General features: G+C 72.5%; 14 protein-coding genes and 1 pseudogene. 1 reads left to right on the top strand and 14 read right to left on the bottom strand.

Annotated features, from left to right (window positions below; translation table 11 throughout):
- Position 1 precedes the first annotated feature (1 nt).
- Entirely contained in the window at positions 2-4,213 is a 4,212-nt protein-coding gene (locus ACIBSV_RS20365) for a beta-ketoacyl synthase N-terminal-like domain-containing protein (protein WP_395864871.1), read from the top strand.
- A gap of 333 nt (positions 4,214-4,546) precedes the next feature.
- Here ACIBSV_RS20365 and ACIBSV_RS20360 read toward each other — a convergent pair whose 3' ends face one another.
- The 14 genes and pseudogenes from ACIBSV_RS20360 to ACIBSV_RS20295 form a co-directional block, all read right to left on the bottom strand.
- The gene (locus ACIBSV_RS20360; protein ID WP_395864869.1) at positions 4,547-5,155 is read right to left on the bottom strand and encodes a hypothetical protein; all 609 of its coding nucleotides are present in this window, start codon (positions 5,153-5,155) and stop codon (positions 4,547-4,549) included.
- 175 nt (positions 5,156-5,330) lie between these two features.
- Positions 5,331-6,989: a histidine ammonia-lyase gene (hutH, locus tag ACIBSV_RS20355; RefSeq protein ID WP_395864867.1), complete on the bottom strand. Its 1,659-nt coding sequence runs from the start codon at positions 6,987-6,989 to the stop codon at positions 5,331-5,333.
- A gap of 243 nt (positions 6,990-7,232) precedes the next feature.
- Positions 7,233-7,706 (bottom strand): indole-3-glycerol phosphate synthase, encoded by a 474-nt coding sequence (locus ACIBSV_RS20350; RefSeq protein WP_395865274.1) that lies wholly within the window; start codon positions 7,704-7,706, stop codon positions 7,233-7,235.
- 81 nt (positions 7,707-7,787) lie between these two features.
- Positions 7,788-8,687, bottom strand: a pseudogene (locus ACIBSV_RS20345) (DMT family transporter); the annotation flags it as partial.
- 8 nt (positions 8,688-8,695) lie between these two features.
- The gene (locus ACIBSV_RS20340; RefSeq protein WP_395864865.1) at positions 8,696-10,030 is read right to left on the bottom strand and encodes an MFS transporter; all 1,335 of its coding nucleotides are present in this window, start codon (positions 10,028-10,030) and stop codon (positions 8,696-8,698) included.
- A 5-nt stretch (positions 10,031-10,035) separates the two neighbouring features.
- Positions 10,036-11,370 carry an acetyl-CoA carboxylase biotin carboxylase subunit family protein gene (locus ACIBSV_RS20335; RefSeq protein ID WP_395864863.1) on the bottom strand — a complete coding sequence of 445 codons (1,335 nt, stop codon included), beginning with the start codon at positions 11,368-11,370 and terminating at the stop codon, positions 10,036-10,038.
- 70 nt (positions 11,371-11,440) lie between these two features.
- Entirely contained in the window at positions 11,441-12,601 is a 1,161-nt protein-coding gene (locus tag ACIBSV_RS20330) for a saccharopine dehydrogenase family protein (protein WP_395864861.1), read from the bottom strand.
- Positions 12,594-13,679: a saccharopine dehydrogenase gene (locus tag ACIBSV_RS20325; RefSeq protein WP_395864859.1), complete on the bottom strand. Its 1,086-nt coding sequence runs from the start codon at positions 13,677-13,679 to the stop codon at positions 12,594-12,596. The genes ACIBSV_RS20330 and ACIBSV_RS20325 overlap by 8 nt, the downstream gene beginning before the upstream one ends.
- Before the next feature lie 49 nt (positions 13,680-13,728).
- Entirely contained in the window at positions 13,729-15,996 is a 2,268-nt protein-coding gene (locus ACIBSV_RS20320) for an iron-containing redox enzyme family protein (protein WP_395864857.1), read from the bottom strand.
- Between the two features lie 32 nt (positions 15,997-16,028).
- Entirely contained in the window at positions 16,029-16,946 is a 918-nt protein-coding gene (locus tag ACIBSV_RS20315) for a 3-oxoacyl-ACP synthase (RefSeq protein ID WP_395864855.1), read from the bottom strand.
- Positions 16,943-17,806 carry an isocitrate lyase/phosphoenolpyruvate mutase family protein gene (locus ACIBSV_RS20310; RefSeq protein ID WP_395864853.1) on the bottom strand — a complete coding sequence of 288 codons (864 nt, stop codon included), beginning with the start codon at positions 17,804-17,806 and terminating at the stop codon, positions 16,943-16,945. Before ACIBSV_RS20310 ends, ACIBSV_RS20315 begins: the two co-directional genes overlap by 4 nt.
- Positions 17,807-17,856: 50 nt before the next feature.
- Positions 17,857-18,645, bottom strand: coding sequence for a thioesterase II family protein (locus ACIBSV_RS20305; protein ID WP_395864852.1), 789 nt, complete (start codon positions 18,643-18,645; stop codon positions 17,857-17,859).
- The gene (locus ACIBSV_RS20300) at positions 18,642-19,736 is read right to left on the bottom strand and encodes a C45 family autoproteolytic acyltransferase/hydolase (protein ID WP_395864850.1); all 1,095 of its coding nucleotides are present in this window, start codon (positions 19,734-19,736) and stop codon (positions 18,642-18,644) included. Before ACIBSV_RS20300 ends, ACIBSV_RS20305 begins: the two co-directional genes overlap by 4 nt.
- Positions 19,733-20,347: a GNAT family N-acetyltransferase gene (locus tag ACIBSV_RS20295; RefSeq protein ID WP_395864848.1), complete on the bottom strand. Its 615-nt coding sequence runs from the start codon at positions 20,345-20,347 to the stop codon at positions 19,733-19,735. Before ACIBSV_RS20295 ends, ACIBSV_RS20300 begins: the two co-directional genes overlap by 4 nt.
- Position 20,348 lies beyond the last annotated feature (1 nt).

Raw genomic sequence — 20,348 nt, 5'->3', positions numbered from 1 at the left:
CATGAACTTTCCCGCCATCGCCATCGTGGGACGCGGCTGCGTTCTGCCCGGAGCCAACGATCCCGCCGAACTGTGGGACACCGTGGTCTCCGGCGCGGTACGACTGACCCCGTTCTCCATCGGGCGCTCGAAGGCCGGACCCGATTGGAGCGGGGCCGACCCCGCGAGCACCGTGTTCGGCCATGTCACCGGGTTCGAGGAACGCTTCGACCCGAACGGCCTGGCCATCGACGCCGAACAGGTCATGGGCCTGGATCCGACCGTCCGCTGGGTCATGCACGCGACCCGGCAGGCACTCGCCGAGGTCGGCCGACTCGGCCTGCAGCCACGCGCCGGTCTGGTCCTGGGCAACATCTCGTGCCCGACCACGTCGATGACCGCCTACGCCGAGGACGTCTGGCTGCGCTCGCAGCCGGCCGAGGTCCGGGCCGGGTGGCCCCGGCACGACCGGCACGCGCCGATCCCGGCGAGCCGATTCTGCTTCGGGCTTCCGGCGCAACTGGTGGCCCGGGCGTTCGAGCTGCGCGCGGGCGCGGTGGTCCTGGAAGCGGCCTGCGCGTCGGTGCTGTACGCGATCGAACTCGCCTGTCGGAAGCTCTCCTTCCGGCAGGCGGACCTGATGGTCGCCGGGGCGCTCAACGGCGGCGCGCCCGAGATCATCAGCCACGGCATGGGTCGGCTGGGGGCACTGAGCCCCAGCGGACGCTCCCGGCCCTTCCACCGGGACGCCGACGGTCTGGTCCCCGCGGAGGGGACCGCCATGGTCGCCCTCATGCGGTTGGAGGACGCCCTGGCCGCGGACGTGCCCGTCCTGGGCGTGATCCGCGGCATCGGGGCGACCAACGACGGCGGCCGGGGCGGCATGCTCGTCCCGGACGGCGGCCGGCAACAACGTGCGATGAGCCTGGCCTACCAGGCTGCGGGCATCGATCCCAAGACGGTGTCCCTGCTGGAGTGCCACGCCACCGGCACCGCGGTCGGCGACACCGTGGAGGCGGGCTGCGCGGCCCGGATCTTCGCCGAACGTACGGACCTGCCGGTCGGTTCGGTCAAGGGCAACCTCGGCCATCCACTCACCGCCGCGTCGGGCGCCGCGCTGCTCAAGGTGCTGGGCGCGATGGAACACGGCACGCTGCCGCCCACCGTCGGTGCCGACGAGGCCATCGACGCCATGCGCGGCACACCGTTGCGCCCGTTGGCCCGGCCGGAGGAGTGGCGGGGTCTTCGGCGCGCCGCGGTGAGCGGATTCGGCTTCGGCGGTGTCAACGCCCACCTGGTCGTGGACGCCTGGAACACCGCCGACCGGGCGTCGGTCTCCTTCCCCGGCGTGGCCGTGCCCGGCCCCGCCGCGCGCCGCCGGCACCAAGTGGCGGTCGTCGGCCTCGGCGCCCGCGTCGGTGACGGCGACACCACGGGCGACTTCGTCGACGCCCTGCTGGCGGGCGAGCCCAGGCTGCGACCGCCGCGTACGGTCGAACTGCGCGTGGACGGCCTGCGCATGCCGCCCAACGACATGCTCCAGACCTCCGGCGAACACCTGTTGGTGCTGGAGGCCGCCCGTGACGCCGCCCGCGCGCTGGAACTGCCCGAAGAGCGCACCATGGTGCTCGTCGGGGTGGGCGCGGCGACCGTGCACGCCGAGTTCTCGGTCTGGCACAACCGCACCACCCTGGAGGCCCGCCGGTCGGCGGCGGCCGAGGCGTCCTCCGAGGACCGCGTCGCCGACCCGTTGAACTGCCCGCCGTGGTCGCTCGGGGGCCTGGGCAACATCGCCGCCAACCGGATCAGCGCGCAGCTTCGGCTGACCGACCACAGCGTCGCGGTCTGCGCCGAGGAGGCATCCGGGATCCGGGCGCTCGACATGGCGGTCGACGCGATCGGCAGTGGGGCGAGCGACGCGGCACTCGTGGGCGCGGTCGACCTCGCCTCCACGGTGGTCCACCGCGCGGTCGTCCGTGACCTCGGACTCCCCGGAGCCGAGGGAAACGCGGCCGTGGTGCTGGCCCTGAAGCGACTCGACCACGCGCGCCGGGACGGCGACCCCGTCCTCGCCGTGATCGAACCGCAGGACCGGGACCGGGACCGGGACTCGGCCGAGGGAGCGGCGGCGTCGGACGCCGTCGATCTGGTGGTCGGCGACCTCGAATCGGCGCCCGCGCAGTCGGGCCGGTCGGGCCGGTCGGACCGGTCGGACCGGTTGGATCCGTCCGGCCTGTTCGGTCGCCCGCACTGCGCCGCCGGCCTCCTGAGTGTGGCCTGTGCGACCGTGGCCCTGTACCACCGCAGCGTGCCCACCCTGGGTGGCGTGGCAGTGCCACGGCCGGAGTTGACCCGGGCGAAGGTGAGCGTCGCCGCGCTCGGGGCGCCGCCGGCCGAACTGGTCCTGAACGCGGGGGACACGGCGCCGGCCGAGACCGGTTTCGCGACACTGGGCCGGAGGGCCGAAGGGGAGACGCCCGCCCGGCGTCTGTCCAGCATCGCGTTCTTCGACCTCAGGACCGTGCTCCGGCTCCAGGAGGCGCGCCCGGCGCGCGAGCTCGTGGCGCTTCCGGCGGCCCGCGCGGTGCCGGCGGTCGAGATCGGTGCCGGTGCACAGGCGCCGGCCCGGACTTCGGCCGCGGTCCCGGTCCCGGTCCCGGTCCCGGCTACGGCAATGGCCGCGGCCCCGCCGCCTCCGCCGACGCCGAGCCACGTGTCGGTCGAGGAAAGCCTGGTACCGGCCGCGCTCAGCGCCCACCAGCGGCTCGTGGGCAGATCCCATCTGCAGTTCCTGAACGCTCGGCACGAGAACCACCTGCTGTTCCTGGAGATGCAGCAGCGGGCGGCCCGAGCGCTGCTCGAGGTCGCTAGCGCGTTCCGGGATCCGCATCCGTCGGAGGCGGTGGTACCCGTACCGCATGTGCCGCAGGCGGGCGCACCCGTACCGCATCCGGTGGGATCGGCGGAGCCGGTGCCTCCGGTCGCCGCGATCGCCCCGGTGCGGCCGGCCGAACCGGCCGCCGAAGTCGCCACGATCGCCGAGGCCGCCGCGCCGATGCCGACGCCGCAACGCGGCCCGGCCGAGCGCGAGTTCGTGGTCAGCCCCGACGACGATCCGTGGGTGCTGGACCACTGCCCCACCTGGACGTTGCCGGTGCTGCCGATGATGTGCACGGTGGACCACCTCTTCCAGGCGGCGAGCACGCACACCGGTCTCCAGGCGACCGGCCTGCGGGAACTGCGCCTCCAGCGCTGGATCCCGGTGGTGAGCCCCACCCGTCTGGCCACCAGGGTCGAGCCGATCGCGGGTCGGGACCGGGACGTACACGTCAGCCTGCTGATGTGGCGGCCGGCCCGGAACGAGGCGCTGTCCCGGTTCGAACTCGTGGCCGAGGCGACGATCACCTTCGACCGGCCCGAAACGCCGGCTCCGCTGCCGCCGCTCACCGACGCCCAGCGCGCGGAACTGCCGTATCTGACCAATCGGCTGCCGCACGGCCCGGCGTTCCAGTACCTCACCGAGGTCGGCTACGGCAGCGGTGGCGCGGTGGGCATCCTGGACGCGCGACGCGGTTCCGTCCCCGGGACGTTCACGCATCCCGGGCTGCTCGACGCGGCGACGCACATCATCGCCGATCGGGTGTTCTGGTTGCCCTATCCCCAGGTCGGGCCGAACGTGGTGCCCTATCCACACGGCCTGGTTCGGATGGACCTGTTCGCCCCGTTCCCCACGGAGGGGCAACTGCGCGTGGAGGCCCGTCCGGCCGGAGCCGAGGGCGATCTGCTCTTCGTCGACTTCCAGGTGTTGGCGGGGGATCGGCTGTGCGCCGCGTTCCGCAACGTCAGCATGGTCTCGCCGCCGAGTGTGCTGGAACTGCAATCCGGCGCGGATCGGCGGGCCTTCCTCCTGGAGCGCCGCTACGCCCCGGCGATGAGCATGTCCCAGGTCGTCGGGGGCGCCAGCCGGCTGGACCGGGCGGTACTGGAGCAGGCCGACTGGCCGACCGGCGGGCTGGCCTACGTCTACGGCCTGCCGGCCGGGGCCCCGGCCCGACTGCACGCGGAGGAGGTCGCGATGCGTGAGCACGTGGCCCGCGCGCACGGCGAACACCCGGCCCGGGTGGTCGTCGACGTACCGAACCAGGTGGCGTGGATGGCCGACCAACCGGACCGGAAGCACCGACTCCTGGTGCACTCGGACAACGAGACGGTCACGGTCGAGAACCGGCCGTAGCCCGCGCCCGCGCGCGGTCGAGGCCCACCGGTGGGCGGGATTCCTTCGGGGTCCCGCCCACCGGCGTGTGCTCGACGTGCGAGTCCCGACGACAGTCGACTCGGGTCCGAGGCCCCGGCCGCGCTCCGCGCGATGAACCGCGGCCAGGCCCTGTCCGGCGAATCCTGGTGGGTCCGCGCCGCCCGGCACCGCGCCTCGCCGCACCGGAGAAGCAGCCGAATGGAAGCACCATGCGGCTGCTTCTCCGGCACGCCGATGCACGGCATCCGCCCTTCGGGCTCCTCGCTGCGCTCACGACGCGGCCCGATCCACCAAGATCCGCCGGACAGGGGCCTAGGACATCGCGTCGCGCAGCGCGGCGACGATCGTTTCGGGTGGGTGGATTGCGGCGGCGGCGTGTTCGGCCGCGTCGAGGACGTCGGCGAACCGGTCGGGTTCCGCGCGGCCCAGCACCTCGCGCAGCCATGGGACGAGGCGGTCGGCGTCGGTCGGAACCTCGGGCAGCACGAGGCCGGGTACAGAGTTGGCGGGCCGTACCACCGGAGGGTGCCGCTCGTCGCGCTGCGGCTTGCGCGCGGTGGGACGTGTGCCGCGAAGGAGGCGTCGCAGGCCGGGGGACAACGCGACCGGCTCGGCGGGCCGCGCGGGTTCCGGGTCCCGAGGGGGCGCGGCGTCCGGTTCGGGAGCGTGCCAGGCGGACAGGTCCGGGGCTCGGCGTTCGCTGCCCCAGCGGCCCACCGGCAAGCGGACCTTGTGCGGATGCACGCACACCCCCACACCCGACTCGGCGTCGATGCGGCGTCCCTCGCCCGGGCGCCACGGCCACGCCGGGTCCGGCCGGTCGGCCACGTCGAACTCGCCGGGAGCGAAGCGCAGCGACGGGCAGTACCCGCACACCTCCCCTTCGATCCACGGCGGCAGGACCGGCTCGTGCGAGGACATGACGGCAGCGTAGTGACCCGGGCCCGGACGCGGGTCCGAAGGGTGCCGATCATGCGCCCCGCCGCCCGGGAGACGCCGCGCCCCGGTCCCGGAGCTCGACGGCTCCGGGACGGCCGGCCCGGTCGGCGGCGTCGACCCGCGTCGACGCCGCCGATCCGGCGGGGTCGCGCGGGGCTCAGACCCCGTCGGGGCGCAGGGTCCCACGGGCGACCATGTCGACGGCGGTGTCGACGTCGGGCGTCATCCAGCGGTCCTCACCGAGGGTGGGTACCCGTTCGCGGAAGCGGTGGTGCAGTTCGTCGGTGGCCTTGGCCAGCGGCAGGTCGCCCATGGTGGGACGGGCCAGGTCGATGCCCTGCGCGGCGAGGAGGAACTGCACGGCCAACACGATCTCGGCGCGGTGCAGGTTGTCGTCGAGGTTGCGCGCCGAGGCCATGGCCATGGTGTTGTGATCCTCCTGCCCGAACTTCTCCGGTCGGGACAGCACCCCGGCGGGCATCGCGCGTGCCTGCATCTCCGGGATCAGCGCCGCGCCGACGGTCTGGACCTGCACCATGCCGGAGTTGAGTCCGACCGGCGGGCCGGCGAGGTTGTCGGGGAGCCCGTAGCTCCACTTGGAGGCGATCAGCCGTCCGGACAACTCGTGCGAGAGTACGGACACGTCGGTGATCTGCGCGTTGAGGGTGTCGATCGCGTGTCCGATCTGTGCGCCGTCCCAGTTCCCGCCCATCACGAACTCCCACGTGTCGTCCGGACGTTCGAACAACAGCGGGTTGGAGGTCGAGGCGTTGGCCTCGCGGGTGATGATGGTCTGCGCCTCGTCCAGGGTCTGCCGGGCGGTCGCGACGATGTGCGGGGCGGCGCGTACGGACACCGCGTCCTGCACGCGCGGCGACGTCTCGCCGAACCGCTCCCGGCCCTGCTCGGTCATCCACGCGCTGTCGTCGGTCAACTCGCGCAGCCGGGCCGCCTCGTGCTCCTCGGCGGGGATGCGCCGCTCGGCGTGGGTGCGCTCGTCCAGGGAACTCGCCTCGGCCCGGGTCGCCTCCAGGAACAGCGCGAACGCGCCCCGGAATTGGTCCAGGAACCGTTCCGAGCGATCCACCGACGCCGTGTAACGCGCCGTCAGCACACCGCTGCCGCTGATCAGCGGCAGCGTCTCACCGGCTTCCAATGGGAACTCGACCGGCAGCCCCGCCTGTTGGAGCGCCTCGCGGGCTCCGCGCGCGGGCCCCTCGCGGTACCGGGCGGTGCCCGCGTCGCCGGTGAGCACGAGTCCCGCGGCGGCCATCGGCTGGAGGTCTCCGGTCCCCAGCGAGCCGATCGAGGGCATCACCGGGGTCACGCCCGCGTTGACCAACGCGAGCATGCGCTCGACCATCTCGGGCCGCACGCCCATTTTCGCCCGGGCCATCGCGTTCGCCCGCAACACCAGGGCCAATCTGGCCACGCCGGGGGAGAGTTCCTCGCCGGTACCGGCGGCGTGCGAGCGCAGGACCCGGCGTTGGAAGTCGCGTTGTTGCTCGTCGGTGAGGGGATGGTCCTTGAGCGGGCCCAGCGCCTGGTTCCAGCCGTACACGCGCTGCCCGCGGGCGAGCGCCGCCAACGCTCCCGTGCGGGCGGTGCGCATGCGCGTGGCGGCGGCCGGGGCCAGGCGTACCGCACCCGCGTTCCCGTGCAGCACGGCCTTCATCTGCGCGAGGGTCAGGTGGTCACCGTCGAGCGTGATGCCCGCCGCCTGCTTGGTGTTCGTCGACGCGAGCGAGGCGACCGGCCGCTTCGGGCTCGGACTCGCCGAGCCGGTCACCAGGGCGGACGTCACGGCGACCGCCACGACGACCCCCGTCCAACGTCGCCGGCGTGCCGGTGGCACGGGCCGAGGTGGAGCGGCCGGATGCGGCCGGAGGCCCTTGAATTCGGGAATCGGGAACGAAAAATTCACACCGAGACCATCGGCGCCCCGGCAGGGATCCTGAACAATCTCACCGTCGGCGCCGGCGAGGGCGGCGGTGGTGCCGGGGCAGGCGGCGGCGACCGGCGGGTCCGTTCGGCTCGCCGCCGTCGCGGATGTGCCGGGTCACTCCTCCTGGTCGTCGTGGGCGTACAGCTTCAGCACCGGAACGCCCACCTTGTGGCGGGCCCGGCTGGCCCAGTCCCGGTGGAAGAACTCCTCGACCAGGTGCGGGGCGGTCAGCACGATCACCTCGTCGGCGTGCGTCTGTTCGACCACGGTTCGCAGCAGGTCCAAGGGGTGGCCCTCGATGAGTTGGCCCACGGCCTCACTGCCGGCCTCCCGCAGGCTTCGGAGCGAGTGCTCCAGTGCCAGGGCGGCGGGCCCCTCGGCTCCCTCGCCTTCCGGCTCGTCCGCCTCGTGGACCGCCTGCTTCAGCTCTCCGAGCGCGACGTCGTCGATCGAGCGCAGCAGTCGGTCCTCGTTGCCGCGCGGCTGCATCAGCACGACGAAGGACATCGTGTCGTCGTGGAGGGTGGTGACGAGCTCGACGTCCGCCGCGGACAGCGGCTGCTCGACCATCAGAACGCTTGTGAACACCATGAGCCTTCCCTCGGCGCACCCGGACGGGCACGGACGGTACGCAACGATAGCGACACGTTCCGCCCTCGATCCTCTGATTCCCTCGCGCACCGCCGTCGACGCCTCGGGCGTGGGTCCGCGCCGGGAGACCAGCACCCCCGTCAGGCACAGTGCGCCGCCCACCAGTGCCACCGGCTCGGGCACTTCGTCGAGGAGGGCCCAGGACATCAGCACGACGACGACCGGCACCAGATACGTCGTCGCGCCCATCCTTCCGGCGGTGGTGCGCGAGAGCGCGTACGCCCACGTGTAGAAGGCAAGCGCGGTCGGGAACAGGCCCAGATAGACCATGCCGAGCACGGCGCGCGGGGGCGCGGACGCCAGATCGTGCGCCAGGCCGTCGGCGAACGGCAGGCACGCCACCGCGCCGACGGCGCAGCCGAACGTGGTGACCTGGAGCGCCGAGGCATGCCCGAGCGCGGGCTTTTGCGCCATCACGCCGGCGGCGCTGCCCACGGCCGCGACCAGTCACAGCAGTACGCCCACCAACGGGGCGCGGCCGGCGTCCAGGCCGGCGAACCCGACCAACGCGGCGCCCGCGAAGGCCAGTGCCACGCCCACCATCAACTGCCGCGGGAACCCCTCCTTCAGGAGCCAACCGCCGAACAGGGCGATCAGGATCGGGCCGACGTTGACCACCAGCGCCGCGGTGCCCGCGTCGACCTCCTGCTCACCGCGATTGAGCGCGACGAAGTACACGCCGAACCACAGCACACCCGAGCCGAGGATGCCCGGCCACGCCGCACGGGCCGGCACTCCTTCGCCGCGCACCAGCAGGAACAGGCCCAGTACCACCGCCCCCAGGACCAGTCTGCCCAGCGCCAGGGCGCCGGCGGAGAAGTGCGGCGCCGCGTCACGGATGACGACGAACGCCGACGCCCACAACAACACGGTGATCCCGGCCGCGACCAACGCCCGCCCCCGGTCACCCCGCCACATCCTCCCCGTCACCCGCCCGACGCGCCGGCCGTGCTGCTCGACGCGTCGGCGGCATCGGAACCCACCGGTTCCGCCGCCGGTTCGTCCCGCACCGACACCAACACCAGCACGATCGACAACACCGAACCCACCGTCAGCACCGGCCACACCTGATGCCCGAAGCGAATGAACAACCACCCGCCCACGACCGGTCCGACCGCCGCGCCCAGGCTCCAGGCGAAGTGGAAACCGCCGATGTAGTGGCTCTTGAGATGCGCGGGTCCGGCGACCACCGGATAGGCGGTGGTGGCCGGACCGCCGAGGATCTCGCCGACCGACCAGATCAGCGTGCCGAGCAGGATCACGGCCGGGCCCAGCGGCAGTCCGTACACGGCCACGCCCACGCCCACCAGGACCAGGGCCCACGCCATGGTCAGGCGTTGCGACCATGCCTGCGCGTACTTGGTGACCAGCAATTCGAACGAGATGACGATGAAGCCGTTCAGTGACACCGCCAGCGTGTACCAGAAGATCGCCACGCCGCTGTCCTTGACGTCGAGCGGCAGCGTGGACAGGTACTGCACGTAGACGACCCCGAAGAAGAAGATCGCGGTCAGGTAGAGCATGTAGCGACGATCGCGCAGCATGGCGCGATACCCGCCTCGCCCGACCCGATCGGCCTCCCGCGCGCTTTCCTCCCCGTCGGCGCCCGCGGCGGCGGGCGCGCCCGCCGCGCCCGGTTCGGCTGATCGGGGCGGCAACGTCAGCCACGCGATGGTCGCGTAGATGAGCGCGATCGTCGCCTCGACCCAGAAGACCAGTGCGTAGCTGCGGCCCGCCAGGTTGTACAGCGCGAATCCGAACAGCGGCGCGACGGTGGCGCCCAGGTTCAGCCCGAAGCGGTACATCGCGAAGATCATCACCTGGCGGTTCGCCGGGGTGAGGTCGGAGAGCAGGGTGGCCGACGCCGGGCGGTAGAGCTGCCCGGCCAGGCTGACCAGGGCCACCGCGACCAGGATCAGGCCGAATGAGGGCAGGTAGAGGATGGCCGCCAGGGGCACGCTCGCGCCGACCATGCTCAGCACGCTCGCGTTGCGCGCGCCGAGCCTGATCGACAGCGCCCCGCCCAGCAGCACGCCCACGATGGCGCCGCCGCCATACACACCCAGCGCGAACGCCGCCTGACCGTCCGAGTAGCCCTGCGAGGTCAGGAACAACACCAGGAAGATGTTCAGGAAGGCGCCGAGGCGGTTGACGAACGCCCCCGCGAGCAGCGTCTTCGCCGGGAGCGAGGCCTGCCGGAAGGTGGCCACCACGGCGGCCTTGTCGCTGTCGTGGCCCTCCTCGTGGACGACGTCGGTCATGCCCGTCAGCCGATGACGATGCGGATGGCGGCGCGGACGCGCTGCTCCAGGGCGTCGAGTCCGTCGGGCGTGGGGGCGTCGATGAAGAAGGTGACGGACCGGTCGTCGGAATTGGCGAGCGGCACCAGCGAGGCACCGCGCTTCTGCAGGACCAGCACCGCACGCAGCGTCGGTTCCTCGCCCGGCCCCCCGGGTTTGATGTCCGGCCACACACCGCTGTCGCCGATCCACTCGGGCCGTACATCCGGCCAGTCCAGGACGACGTCCTCCAGCGTGCCGGGCCGGTGCTCCAGGTAGACCTGCCGGGTGTAGCGGTGCGGCCGCGGGTAGCCGGCCGGTTCGCCGAGCGCGACGCGCAGGATCTCCGGCTCCAGGGGACGGCCGGTGGCCAGTTGATACAGCGTCAGCAGCCCGTCGCCGGGGGTGCGCGCGGCCACCTCCATCAGGCGCGGGAGACCGTCGTCGCCGACCCGCCACTCGGAGTGCGCGATCCCGTTCTCGAACGCGAGCGCCTCCACCAGCCGCCGATTGGCCGTCACGAGCGCCTCGCGCAGGTCCTCGCGCACGCCGGGCACGCTGTGCGCCATCTCCACGAAGGTGTGCGTGTGGCTGTCGGTGGTGACCTTGTCCGTCACCGACGCGAAGACCACCGCGCCGTCCTGGACGAGGCTCTCCACGGAGAACTCCGGGCCCAGCACCTTCTCCTCGACCAGGACGACCTCGTGGTCGGGGTAGGAGGCCAGCCGCTCGCGCAGCGCGGCCACGTCGTCGACCGTCTCGACACCGGAACTGGAGGCGCGCGAAGCGGGTTTGACCACGGCCGGGAAGCGCACCGCGCCGAGATCGACGCTCGCGCGCTCGCCGGCGGGAATGGTCAGCGACGCCGGTCCCAGGTCGGCGGCGTACCAGCGTTGGAGATACTTGCTGCGGCAGGCGCGGCTGGCGCGTAAGCCCGGCGAGCGCACCCCCAGTCCGTCGGCGAGCAGGCCGGTCGGCTCGGCGAGGTAGTCGCCCACCGCGTAGGCGCCGACGATGGTGTACGCCTCGCGCCAGGCCGCGGTCCGGGCGATCGCGCCCGCGACGAACGCGCCTTGCACCGTGAAGTCGCCGGTGACGTAAGCGATTTCGGTGATCTGCGAGGCGGGGTTGGAGGTGTCGGCCATCGCCGCCGTCGCCTGCTCGCGGTAGGACTCCGCGGTGATGACCAGGATCTCGAGGCCGCGCCCGGAGAGTTCGGTCAGATACAGCGGATTGCGGCGGATCACGGGGAACGAGCCGGTCAGGATGAATGCCTTGGGCCGGTCGGCGGAATCCCGCGACTCGAGTCGTGCCTGGGTCATGGTTCCGTGTCCTCCTGGATCGGTGGATCGGTGGATCGGTGGATCGGTGGATCGTGGGGCCGGCCGGTGCTCAGCCCGTCCGGCGTTGTTCGTCGAAGCGCCAGTCGACGCCGTTCGCGCTCAGGAAGGCCAGCCACCGCCGGGCGTCCTCGGCGCCCTGGGCGGCCTGGCGCAGGCCGGCGGGCGCCTGTCCGTCGAGGATCTCGGTGACGCCGTACGCCAGCGGCAGGGACACACACCGCGCCATCGCGCTCTCCTCGGCGTCGCCGACCGTGTCCAGGACGTATTCGCCGTGCCAGGACGCGCCGTTCGCGCCGCGGATGTCGAGCGCGACGGCGAGCACGACCCGGTCGCGGTCGGCGTCGGTGGTCGGATGGCGGGCGGCGAGTTCGTCGGCGAGGGCGGCGATGCGGTCTCCGTCGCCGGTGCGCACCGTGGCGAACACGTCCTCCCAGGCCCGCAGCCAGCCCTCCAGGCGCAGCGTGCCGCGGACGAACACGCGCGCCTGCCAGGCGGGTGGGAAGGCGTACTGGGCGAGGTAGGGGACGCTGTCACGGTTGGGGTAGGCCTCGAACGTCTCGCCGTCGAGCACGTGCGCGCGGGTCGCCGTCCACGGGAGGTCGACGACCCGCTCGACACCCTCGTCGCGGTAGCGGGCCGGTGCGCGCAGCGCGCTCAACACTCCGCGCGGCGCCCAACTGAAGCGGTAGCGGAACTCGTTGGGCTCGGCCGGGACTCCGCCGCAGTACGAGGTGAACTCGACGGTGGCCGGGCCGTCGCCGACGACCTCGCGGCCCCTGGCCACCAGCAGGTCGGCGAACAGGTGGTCGATACCCGGGTCGAGGCCGGCCTCGGTCAGCACGACCAGGCCGGCCTTCGCCGCGGCCGGCGCCTCGGCCAGGATGCCCTCGGAGACGTAACTGCTGCAGGCGAAATGGGCGTTGTGCTCGACGCACAGCCGCAGCAGCGCGGGGTGCTCGCTCGCGGGCAACATCGACACCACGATGTCGCCGGTGCGCAACTCCTGTGCGAGCCGGCCCAGATCGTACGCGCGGGCGCCTGCGCGGTCGGTCAGGCCCAGCCGGGCCAGGCAGCGCTCGGCCTTGGCGTCGGTGCGGCCCCACACCAGCAGCCGCCGGGCCCGGTCGGCCACCACGCGCAAGCCGCTGCCGGTGGACAGGCCGGTGCCGATCCAGTGCACGGTTCCGTCGGCGGGAATCGCGTCAGACATGGACGTTCTCCGTTTCCAGGCCGTTCGCTTCGCATGCGTCGCGGAAGACCCGCAGGCAGCGCTGCCAGGGTTGGCCGGGTTCTCCCAGGGTCAGCAGATGGGGCGTCAGTTCGGCGGAGAAGGCGACGCCGGCCTCGCGAGGCAGCAGCGACGGCAGGTTGTCGATGGCGATCACGCCCAGCGGGTCGCCGACGTCGCGCAACGGGCGGACCGGCTCGCGCCAATCGGTGGTGTCGTCGTAGATGGGCAACACGTTGTCGCGCGAGGTGACGTCGCACGTGACGTCCGCGATCAGGGACAGTCGCCGGGGCCCGGCCCGCAGGGATTCGACGGTCACGAACGGCGGGGTCGGCGCGGTCACCAGCACGGCGTTGACGAGAATGTCGTGATCCATCAGGGCCGCGCGGTCCAGCGATCGGGTCTCGGCGACGTCCCAGCAGGTCGGCTCGATCCCCGCGACCGCCAGCGCGTCCCGCGCGCCGCGCCCGCACCGACCCAGTGCCCCGACGACCAGCACGCTCGGCCGCGTGCCGCCGGACGTCTCGCGCAACACCCGATCCAGGGCCTTTTTCGTCAGCGGTCGCAGCGGCAGGTCCAGCCGTCCCCGATGCCGGAGCACCGCGAGCGCGGCGCCCATGTAACCGGCCCAATAGCCGAACGCGGCCAGCCGTCGACCGTCCGCGTCCGTGAGGTACTCCATGTCCAGCAGCGCGCCGCCACCCGCCGCGAAGCGCCGCAGCAGCGCCGCGGCGTCGCGCTGGCCCTTGTACGCATGGCCGAAATACACGTGCCGGTGCGCCAACGCAGCCGGCTCGGCGGGCAGTTCCTTGAGCCCGACGATGAACTCCGTGGCCGGGGCGTCGAGCCAGGAACCGGCCTCGGCGGCTACGCAGCCGGCGTCGAGATAGTCCGAGATCGGAAAGGCGCGCTGCGGCGAGTGCTCGACCGTGAGCGTGATGCCGTGCGCGACCAACCGCGCGGCGTCGGCCGGCACGATCGGTGCCCGCCGCTCGCTCTCGCGCGCCTCGTGTCGCATCGTGATCCCGACGTCGGTCGTGCGCGGGTGGGGTTCGGCCATGTGGTGCCCTCCGGTTGCCGGTTCGTGATCTCGCGGGGTCGGGGCCGACTCAGATGACCAGGTCGGCCAGGTCGTCGGTCTCGCCGGGGGACGGGGTGTCCGGGCCGGCGGGCGGGTCGCCGGCGGATATGCGCTTGAGCATCGGCTGTTCGAGGAAGTACGCGAAGGAGGCGTACCCGCGCCACACGCGACGCCACTGTTCGGCCACCGCCGCCTCTCCCACGGTGCGCCGCACCCGGTCGAGATAGCCGACGATGACGTCGGCGGCCTGCTTGGCGTGCCCGGCGGAGAAGTTGTCGATGGTCAGATGTGCCTGCTCGTAGCAGTCGTCGATGCCGTGATGGCGCAACTTCTGCAACTCGTGCAGCCGCATCTCGCCGGAGCCGAACATCTCGATCGCCAGGTTGTAGCCCAGGATCTCGTTGTGGAAACGGTCCGGGAACAGGCACATGCACAACTGCTGGATCGCGAACCCGTAAAGATCGTCCGGGAGTTCATCCTGCTCGATGAAGGCCTCGTCGCGAATGTGCGGAAGCCGGATGCCCGCGCTGGCCAACACCCGGTGGGTCAGCGTGATGTGGTTCTTGCGCAGGTCGCCGTTGCCCATCTCGTCGGCGTAGATGGCGAACAACATGGCGTCGGTCTCGCGCTCGTCGTGCCCGAGATTGCCGAGGCGGTGCAGCCACGCACCGTCGATGAGGTAGGTGAGGTAGTAGGTGGACTGCCGAAAGAGCACCTCGTCGCGGTCCGGGATCTCGCGCAGCGGCTCGTACGGGTCGACCAGCTTCTCCCAATAGACCCGCTCGGCCCGCTCGTACAGCGCCTGTGGGCTGTAGTCGAACCAGCTCGCGTCGGTGTACCGGCCGCCGGCGCCGTGCACGAACAGGATCTCCGCGTCCCGGAAACAGCGCTCGGCCCGCTCGGCGGCGATCGGCAGGGTGTTGGGGAAGTTCTCGATGTTGACCAGGCGGTGGAACAACTCGCGGTGGTCGCGTGGTTCGGCCTCGGCGATCACGACGTCGGCGGGCGCGCTGCGGGCGATCGCGGCCCGCCGGCGCTCGGCCGCCTCGTCCCCGGCGGTCTCGGGTGAGATCTCGATGACGGGACGCTCGCCGGCCTGGACGCTCGCCGCCCAGGCCCGGAAGGTCGCCGCCTCGTGTTCGTCGAAGATCCCGAACATCGGCCCGCCGAAGCGCATCGCGTCCAGGAGCCGGCAGTCGCCGTTGCCGGGCCCGCGCAGGTGGCCGGACTCGCGTAGGTCGGCCAGGAAGCCGGCGAGGTCGATCCGGGCGGCGCCGAAGACGTCCGTCAGCGCCTTGCCGCCGATCCGCACGTCGCCGTGCTGGCGGCCGGCGAGCGGGGCGTGGCGCGCGATGATGTCGGCGACCTTCGACTCCAGGGTGAGGTTGTCGTGCCAGGCGCCGAGCTCGGCGAGCATCGCGACGTGTTCCCGCTCCAGGTCCAGGGTCAGCCGCACGGCCGCGTACAGCCGGCGCCGCGTGGCCGGACCGGCCAGTGCCAGATGTTCGGCCAGCACTTCGCGCAGATCCGGCTCGGACAACAGCGGCGCGGTGTCGGTGAGCAGGTCGTCCACGCCGAGCGCGTGGAAGGCGTAGTGCACGCCCGAGACCTCGGGCAGGAAATTGGCGGGCAGCCGGGACAGGGCCAGGTGGAAGCTGCCGTGCAGGGCGGTGAGCGGGCGGGCCCGGGCCTTGTCCAGGAAGTCGGCGGCGGCGATCTCCGGCAGGAGTACACCCTCGCTCTCCAGCGCGCGCCGGCGCAACCGGGCCTGGCCGCGCTCGGGATTGCCGCCGCCGCGCAGGGTCAGGTGGTGGGCGAAGAGCCGGTTGACGACGACGGAGGGCTGGGTCGCGGGCTGGGAAAGCGTGTCCAGCCGGCAGCCGGCCGACAGGGCCAGCGGCGCCCGCCCCCGCAGGGCCCTCGCGCGAGCCTGCGGACCCGATCGGGTCAGGGCCGCCAGGACCGCGGCCAACTCGGCGCGGACGGCCTGTACTTCGGCGGCGATCGCATCGGCGTCGGCGAAGGTGCCGGCCGCCGCGTCCGGGGCCCGGTCCTCGGCCGCGGGCAGGAAGGCGTCGATCACGCGCCGGGCGACCAGGAGCGTCGACTCCGACTCCTGGTCGCGCAGCAGAAGCCGGAACAACTCGTTCGGCTCCGCGAGCGTGGCAGCCCGGGCTTCCTCCCAGCCGGCGCGGCTGAACGCGAAGGGCCGGTGCGGCAGCGCGTCGATGGTGTCGGGAAGGACGAAGGGCACGAAGCCACGGTCGCGGCCCGGCGTACGCGGTGCGGTGGTCATCCTGGGCCTCCTCCTGGGGGTGTCGTCCACGGTCATCCGGCGGCCCTGCGCAGCAGCACTCCGATCCGTTGACCGGGAACGCCGGCGGCCAACAGGTAGTGCCGGCCCGGTTCGACGTGCCCCGCCTCGGCCCGGTCGACCAGGTTGATCAACGGATCGGCGGCGAAGCAGTGGCCCACCCGGGTGATGTTGTCCAGATGGAGCTGGGCCGGGGTGAAACCGGCCTGCCGCTCCTTCATCACGATCACCGGCTTGAAGATGTTCGCGTGCATCAGCCCCGCGATGTCGCCCGGCTTCATCCCGAGGGGGGTGAGCAGGCGCTCGTTCACCGTGCGGGCCAGGTCCGCGCTGATCTCGTTGGCGTGCGCCAGCCTGCCCGGGTCCTGGGCGCTCGCGCAGGCGAGGATCTCGTAGCCGCCCTCGACCTCGCCCTCGGCCGCCACCAGGCAACTCGCCGCCCCGTCGCTGAACAGCGCGTAACTCGCCATCCGGTCGTCCTCGTGCGCGGCGCTGTCGGTGGTGACCACCAGCACCCGCCGGTGGCGACCGGCGCGGACGAACGCGGTCGCGGTGTCGATCGCGGCCAGCAGGTTCACGCAGCGATTCATGTTCTGCCCGTAGAAGGGGACGTCGCCCAGGCCCGACTCGGCCAGGAAGGACTCCATGAACGCGCCGTGACCCTCCGAGGGGCCGGGTACCCGGGTCGAGCACAGCACGACCGCGTCGGCGCCGCTCGCCGTGGCCCGCAGGGTCGCTGCGGCGCTCTGCGCCGCGATCGCCTCCAGGCTTCGCTCGGTTCGTCGCACGGTGCCCCAGCCCCACAGGCCGGGCGTCGGCGCCATCTTGAACTCGGCGGCGCGCGCGGCCAGGTTGGCGATGCTCGTGTGCGGGACCTCGAACTCGCCCAGGACGTACCGCGGCCCGTGCAGGTGGGCGGACGGTCCGGTCACGAGTCCTCCTCCGGTTCGGCGGCCGGCTCGGACATCAGCGCGTTCACCTCGGCGTAGGGCACGGCCTGCCCGACGAAGGCGAACGTCCCGTGCTCGCGCACCTCGCGCGCCGCGCGCAGGAAGCCGCCCAGCGCGGCCCGGGCGAACGCCGAGCCCAGGCTGATCCGCCGAGCGCCGCACTCGCGCAACTCCTCGACCGACAACGCCGGACCGACCCCCGCGAGCACGTTGACCGGCCGATCGAGCACCGAGCACACGGTGCGGATCGCCTCGACGTCCGGCAGACACGGCGCGTACAACACGTCGGCGCCCGCCGCCTCGTAGGCCTGGAGCCGCACGACGGTGTCCTTGAGATCACCCCGGCCGTACAGGAAGTTCTCCGCCCGCGCGGTCAGGGTGAACGGGAACGGCAGCGCCCGGGCCGCCTCGACGGCCGCGGCCACCCGCTCCACGGCCGCCTCGATCGGCAGGATCGGGTCGTCCGGGTCCCCGGTGGCGTCCTCGATGGAGGCGCCCACCAGGCCCGCGTCGGCGGCCAGCCGGATCGTGTGGGCGATCTCCTCGCCGGACGTGCCGTAGCAGCTCTCCAGGTCGGCGCCGACCGGCAGCGGCGTCGCGGCCACGATCGCGCGGGCGTTGTCCAGCGCCTGCTCGCGATCCAACAGGTTCACGCCGTCGGAGTGGCCCAGCGCGAAGGCCAGGCCCGCGCTGGTGGTCGCCAGCGCGGTGAAGCCGAGCTGCGTCAGCAGGCGGGCGCTGCCCGCGTCCCACGCGTTCGCCACCACGAACGCCTGCTCGCTCTCGTGCGCCTCCTTGAAGGCGAGGCCCCTTCGGTACCGGTCTGCCGGGTCGAGCAGCATTGCCGTTCCTTCCGATGCGCTTTGGATGCGTTCAGCGTGCCCTTGCGGGGTCAGATCACTTCGATGTGCTGATCGGCCCGAACGGCGGTCAGCAGCAGGTCGATCACCGCCGAGGGGCCCTTGTCGCGGAAGTGGAAGTGGCCGCCGTCGACCCAGTGGCACTCGGGCGGGCTCACACACTCGCGGTCCCACAGCGCCAGCTTGTCGGGGGACAGGTAGGGGTCGTCGCGGCCGGCGATGAGCGTGACGCCCACCGCCAGCGGGGCGGCCGAGGTGTACTCGTAACCGGCGGCCATCCGGAAGTCCGCGATCACGCCGGGCAGCAGCAGGTCCAGCACCTCCTCCTGGGCCATCACCTCCGGGGGCAGACCCTCGAAGAACTGGAGCGCCTCGGCGAACTCCCGGCCCTCCAGGGCCGCGAGATGGCGAACGCGCTGCGAGGGCGCCAGCGAGGGGGCCGACACGCCGGAGACGAACAACCGTCGCAGCGTGGACAGATCGCGCAGCCGACGCGCGGTCTCGAACGCGACGAGGCTGCCCAGACTGTGTCCGAACAGGTAGACGAGCCGCGTGCCGTCGGCGCCCGACTCCCGGGCCCGGATCGCCGAGGCCGCGCCGTGCGCGAACTCCGCCAGCGTCGGTCGGGCCTCGCGTGCCCGGTGCGCGCGGCCGGGCGGGCACACCGCGACCAGTTCCGCCTCGTCGCCCAGCTCCTCCTGCCAGGACAGGAACGAACGCGCGTCGCCGCCCGCGTGGGCGAAGCAGTACACGCGCGGGGTGTGCGCGGCGGCGCCGTCGCGCGTGACGAACCAGCCGCCGCCGGCCACGGACACACTCACGAGATCACCTCCGCCGGTGCGGCGCCCCGGGCCACGGCGGCGCGCAGCGAGAACGAGTGGGTGCGATGGAGCGCCGGATCGCCCGGCCGCACGTGCAGTTCGCCCAGGTCCGGCCGCAGCACCACGGCCGCCACCGTGCGCTCGCGGCGGACGTCGCCGTTGCCCTCGACCCGGATCGGCGCCCGCGACAGCAGCGCGAAGTGCTCCTCGACGCCCGCTCGGGGCGCCAGCTCGGTCAGGCGGGCACGGCAGGCGTCCAGCCGCTGCCGGGAGAAGTTACGGGCGAAGACGTTGAGTTCGTCGTGCGCGACGAAGTCCGGGTGCAGGAAGTGGTTGGTGTGCGTGCTCGTCGAGGACTCGCTCACCCGCAGCTCGTCGCCGAGGATCTCCACCCACGCCGACTTGCGGGCGTCGCACAACACCAGGTTGCGCGAGCTCGCCAGCTTGAGGGTACGCAGGATCCGTACCGCGTCGTCCACGTCGCGGGCGCTGTCCAGCAGGTGGCGGATGGCCAGGTAGGGCGGCAGGCCCGGTCGCCACCGGCCGCCGAGCACGAGGTTGAGCCCGACCGCGAGACCGTCGCTGTTGACCCCGAGGTAGCCCAGGAGCCCACCGAAGCCGAGCACCAGGACCCGGCGGGGCGAGCCGGTCCGCGTGATGTCCAGGACGCAGATCTGGTCGTCCAGGTCGCCATTGAGGTCGACGGTCTGCGCCAGCACCGGGCCGGCCGCGCCGCCGACGGCGTACGTCGTACAGTCACCCATGGTCGGTATGCGCTGGTATCCCATGATCTCGCGCCGGACCTGCAACAGCAGCGCCTCGTCGGCACCGAGCCCCGCGCCCTCGGCCAGCCCCTGCAACTCCTGCGCCAGCAAAGGCGTCTGGGTCTCTATCTCGACCCGGTACGCATCCAGCGTCGGCTTCAGCGTCGCCCACGACACCGGGGCCGGCATGATCCGGTTCAGCCGGGCCAGCCCGTCGTCGAGGAAGGCGCGCAGGCTCTCGGCGCGCTCGACGCCGTGCCGTCGGCCGCACTCGAAGGCGTCGCCCCGAGCCCGCACCACCGGCACCCGCGGGCCGGCCGCGGTCACGCCTTCCCCGTCGGTCGCGTCACCTTGGGCCCGGCGAGCAACTGCGCGCGAACCGACGGCCATTCGGCGCGCAGCACGCTGTAGTAGATCGCGTCCCGGCGCCTGCCGCCGGGCATCGGATTGAAGCTGCGCAGCACGCCCTCCTCGGTGGCTCCGATGTTGCGCAGTCCGGCGCGCGCCTGGAGGTTGAGCACGTCGGTCTTGAACTCCACGCGCTCGGCGTTCAGTTGTTCGAAGGCGTGCTCCAGCATGAGGAACTTCGCCCAGCGGTTGATGCCCTTGCCCCGGAACTCGGCGCCCAGCCACGACCAGCCGATCTCCAGCCGCCCGTCCGGCTCGGCGATGCTGCAGAAGCTCATGCTGCCCGCCGTGCGATCCACGGACTTGTCGATCACGTTGTAGACGACGCGGCGACCGGCGGCCTGATCGGCCAGGGCCGCGTCGAAGAACGCGTCGAACTCGGCATCGGTGGCGATCACGAGCACGAAATAGCGCCAGATCTCGGGGTCCATCGCCTGTTTGCGCACCGCCTCGCGATCCTCGGGGACGATCGGCCGCAGCAGGACGTGCTCGTTCTCCAGCGTCGTCGACGCGGTCTGCACCCAGGTCATC

Source organism: Embleya sp. NPDC050154 (genome assembly GCF_044460165.1).
Classification (GTDB): domain Bacteria; phylum Actinomycetota; class Actinomycetes; order Streptomycetales; family Streptomycetaceae; genus Embleya.
Note: the sequence above shows the minus strand (reverse complement) of the source record. Positions and strands in the feature narration are given on the sequence as shown.